General features: G+C 35.9%; 4 protein-coding genes. 2 read left to right on the top strand and 2 right to left on the bottom strand.

The window, feature by feature from the left end:
- Nucleotides 1-334: 334 nt before the first annotated feature.
- Nucleotides 335-952 carry a cell wall hydrolase gene (locus Q1B07_RS26110; protein WP_299095580.1) on the bottom strand — a complete coding sequence of 206 codons (618 nt, stop codon included), beginning with the start codon at nt 950-952 and terminating at the stop codon, nt 335-337.
- 288 nt (nt 953-1,240) lie between these two features.
- Between Q1B07_RS26110 and Q1B07_RS26105 the strand changes: the two genes are divergently transcribed.
- Complete coding sequence (locus Q1B07_RS26105; RefSeq protein ID WP_299095577.1) at nt 1,241-3,406, top strand: EndoU domain-containing protein; 2,166 nt, start codon at nt 1,241-1,243, stop codon at nt 3,404-3,406.
- A gap of 6 nt (nt 3,407-3,412) precedes the next feature.
- The gene (cdiI, locus tag Q1B07_RS26100) at nt 3,413-3,775 is read left to right on the top strand and encodes a ribonuclease toxin immunity protein CdiI (RefSeq protein ID WP_299095574.1); all 363 of its coding nucleotides are present in this window, start codon (nt 3,413-3,415) and stop codon (nt 3,773-3,775) included.
- 277 nt (nt 3,776-4,052) lie between these two features.
- On the opposite strand, the gene Q1B07_RS26095 is transcribed toward cdiI, so the two are convergent.
- Nucleotides 4,053-4,277 carry a CBO0543 family protein gene (locus Q1B07_RS26095; protein ID WP_299095583.1) on the bottom strand — a complete coding sequence of 75 codons (225 nt, stop codon included), beginning with the start codon at nt 4,275-4,277 and terminating at the stop codon, nt 4,053-4,055.
- Nucleotides 4,278-4,346: the final 69 nt, after the last annotated feature.

The following is a 4,346-nucleotide window of genomic DNA, read 5'->3' as shown; positions in this document are numbered from 1 at the left end:
TTTTGATTGGTATATTTGGGTAAATAAGTGTTTCATTTTATCTAGCGAAAACTGTCTACTTTATTCTAGCAGTCACAACAATAGCCTTTTCTCCTGCAGGTAACTACATCATTCTTTTTTTGAAAGGTAAAAAAGTATAAAATTTGAACTTAGTTTTAGTGTCTAGCTCTAGCGCCTAGCCCCTCTAGGGTCTAGCCACTCATGAATTGAAGTCAAAGAACGCCTTCTATTCATGAGCGGCTTATTTGCCCTAGGCTAAGCAAGGCGCTTGCTCTTTTCTTAATCAGCATAGGAACCAGACTGTAGTTGCCTAACCTGTTTTGTAGGTTAGCTTTTACTTTGCAAATAAATGGTTTCCTATTCTAAGTACAGTATCCCTTGTGAAGATCCAATCATCTGTTGCTATCGTTGGATTATAATAATATACCGAACCGTATGTAGGATCCCAGCCTTTTAAAGCATCAATTACTGCTTGATAAGAATAGCTATTAGGGGTCAAATTATATTGACCATCATGTACTGCTGTAAAAGCATTCGTCTGAAAAATAACATCGTATGTATTTTTAGGAAAGCCTGGCGTTGACAATCGGTTCATAATAACAGCTGCTACGGCTACTTTTCCTTCATAAGACTCACCGCGTGCTTCCCCATGAACAACTCTTGCCATCATTTCGATACTATTTAATTTTTGCTTGGTTTGAAATCCAACGACTCCATCTGGTGATAGACTTGTATCTAGCTGAAATTGTCTAACCGCATGATCTGTAATAGAACCATAATACCCAGTCGGCTGACTAGGAAAATAACCCATTTTCTTTAATTCCTCTTGCAAGTCATAAACTGCTTGTCCTTGACTTCCTTTGTTTAATAATTCTTGGCCAAAGATTGAATTTGGTAATAAAAACATGAAGCAAATAACAACAACAAACGAAATTTTTACATGTAACTTCAAGATACCACATCCTTCGAGTTATTTTTCTAATATTTTACTTTATCATACAAGTAAAGGATATTTTTCATATAATAGTTCTATTTTTTACTAGTCAAATTCTCCCTAAAAAATTAGTTGCCATTCGCATTATTGGTTCTTGACCTTTTATATAGGAATAATGATACTGTTCTTGAAAATATTTGAAAAATTCGACCTATTCTAATTATGGAAGTGTTGGAGTATAGTATGGAATTGTAAATAATAAAATCATGCTGGAATGAAAATAATAGTGCATCGGAGTGGTGCAATATGATGAGTCATGTTGAAAAATTTAGAGTGAGTTTAAGGGAGAAGCTAGAGTCTATCTTTCACTTTTGGAATGAATGGATACAGAACCACCCATTCATTTTACGAATCTATACGATTTTTTCTTGGATATCGATATGTGCGTTCGTTCTAAGCTTAATTTTTATGGAAGATTCCCGAAAAATGTTTGTCCAGTTTTTATGGTCATTTTATGTTATTTTACAATTTTGGCTGCTCTGCCGCAGCAAAACGTTATCTTGGAAGAAGTACACCTATTTCTTTTTGGCAGGGGCATGGTTAATTACACTGTTGAATTCTATTATCGTCAGTTCCATTACGGCTATTTTCGGTGGGAGGGAACAAGATGTATGGAGTCAAGCATTTTTAACCCCTATTGCTGAAGAATTATTAAAACTGATCCCACTTGGAGTTTATCTATTTTTATCACGACGTGCTTCTACATTAAGTTTAAGTGATTATGCCCTTATTGGTGCGGCCACAGGGGCAGGTTTTCAATTTATGGAGGAAGCCACTCGTCGATTGATTTCAGGAGGTAGTTATGGCGTCACACTACTTTCAGGGAAAGTGCTTCATTGGGATTTATTCACTCTATTTCCAGGATACTTTGAAGAGGGTATTTTGCCTGACAAAATGTCTGCTGGACACGCGGTGTTAACAGCTATGGTAACGTTAGGAATCGGGTTAGCAGTGAGGTATAAAAGTAAATTAAAACGATCTACATCTATTTTTCCTGTTATCCTATTAGTTTGGGCTATTTTTGATCATGCCATATGGAATGCCGGTTATAATGCTCCGGATTGGTTAACGTGGATTCATGATTTATTAGGAAGCGGTTATGCCGCAAAACCGTTATTTTTAATAATGCTCGCTGCTGCGTTATTCATCGATTATTGGGAATTAAACCGAGTAAGAGACAAGATTCCCATGTTGGATAGGGAAATTATAATCAATCCCATTTCTGAATTGTGGAATCTATTCAGATCTGCTTTTGATGAAAGAAAGCGTTTTGGATACTTGCTGCTATTTTATCGGGAACGGAGAGAACTTGGATTTACATTGTTACACGGTAAAACAGAAGCCAGGGAACTTTTATCAGGCATAGAAGCAAATATTCAGAAATACTACAAGGCATTAAACATCGTCTTTGTAGCATTATTCTCAGCTATGTTTCTATTTGAATGGGGAATGACAGCTAATGGCCCAGAGGCTTGTTTTGCCTGTTTATTTGACAATCTGCAAAATTGGTGGAATGGTTTGTCCGGATTGGAAAAAAGTTTGATTGTACTTGGAGCATTTGCTTTAATGTTCCCATTATTAGGGTTCTGGTCGGCAATAGGTGCTGTATCGACTGGAATCGGAATAGCAGCAGGTGGTAGTCAGATTGCAGACGCGATCCGTAATCCTAAGAAATACCTTACGCCAGAAACGTTTCTTGCAATGGGAATTGGTGCATTATTAAGTCGAATTCCTTTTGGGAAAGCCCTTGTAAAACTAGGTGACTCTGTTTCATCGAAACTAAAACCTTATTTAAACAAGATCTTGGAAATGTTCACTGGAAAGAAAAATGGTCATAACAAAAACGATGATCAGAATTCTACTGGAAAGAAAGAAAACGAGGAAGAGGATACTCAGAATGACAACGATAATAGTAAGGATGGTGATTCTAATGAAACTGAGGAACCGGATACTAATATTACGTTCAAACCAGGATATAAAAAACATTTAGTGGAAGTCATAGATGTTGTTAGGAAAAAAGGAAAGGGTATAGTTGGGGGGCATAATCTCAAACATTTTGAAAAGGCATTTAAAGACCAAGGTTGGGATATAGACGAATGTATCATTTCAAAAAGGGAGCACCCAACTATTGAGGGAGTGTATGAAATCGAATATGGAATCCCAAAACAAGACATGGAAGGAAAGATCATACCTGGTGAGCTAAAGAACGTTTCCCAACCAAAAACCGTTTACGATCCAAACATCATTTCAGACGAACAAATGATAAAATGGGGAGAAGAAGCAATGAAAAATGGTACGGTTGATGGAAGAGAGATTACAGGAGTTTCCTCTAACGGGCTTCATTTTAAAGGTTTTATTGATGAATCAGGAGAAATAACGAATTTCTTCCCTATCTTGGAGAAAAGGAGTTGAACCATCGTGAAAGATAAGGAGAGAGAGTTAATAAGATACTTCTATCACCATATGGGTGACAGTAAATTTTTAAGGATCTTAGAAAGTTATGCGAATGGTGAAGGATATGGTACAGAATATGCGAGGTTCGTGTTTGCTGATTACTATGAAGAGTGGGAAGAGGATTATTTTGGTAAAGAAGGAATAGCCTATTACATTGATCGCCCCGCAGTAGAAGAAGACGAAGAAATTATTTTAGATTACTCGACCTTCTTTAGATATTTAAAAGAAGATTGTGCTAGATATCTCGAAAAGTATCCCCAAGATAAATCGGAAGTAGAAGCACATTTAGAAAGGATTAAAGAAAGATTTAGTATACAAGAAGCTTGATTTGCTTTTATACCTTTGAGGCTCTGAACCGATTTGGTTGGGGCCTTTTTTATTTGCTAAATTCAACCAAATCCCCAATATTTAGAGGGATTCAAGATATGTCAGTAAACAACATACCCTTGTAGAATTATGAGTTATTTTTTATAGACAAAAATAATTGTCATGTGTATTCTAATACAGAATAGATTTATTTAATTTTCTGGGTTTGCCATAATATATTTTAGTTCACAAATTACCATAGTTGTGTCCATCCTCCATCATCCACTTCCTCCGCTAATCATACTGTCTTAAAGCGTTGAATGGTTATTTTTCTATCTAAAAAACGAATACCCTCAATGCATCCCTTAACAAGCACAAAAGTAAATGAGAGAACTGCAAAAGTAATATAGCTATTCCAGCCCTTATTATATCTTACCAAATTGGTATTTTTCTCAAGCCAATTCTCAATAAGTGTCATTGGACCGCTAAAAAGAAAAACACTTAAAAATGTTTTAAGTGGTATGTCAACACTAAACTAGACACTTTTTTTAAGGTGAATATTTTTATATTCAATGGGACTTAGATAGTCAAG

The sequence above is a fragment of the uncultured Metabacillus sp. genome (genome assembly GCF_947503125.1).
Lineage (GTDB): Bacteria > Bacillota > Bacilli > Bacillales > Bacillaceae > Metabacillus.
Note: the sequence above shows the minus strand (reverse complement) of the source record. Positions and strands in the feature narration are given on the sequence as shown.

Bases quoted from the DNA above. Each gene is read 5' to 3' on its own strand.
- Q1B07_RS26105 (WP_299095577.1), top strand. From the start codon at position 1,241: ATGATGAGTCATGTTGAAAAATTTAGAGTGAGTTTAAGGGAGAAGCTA.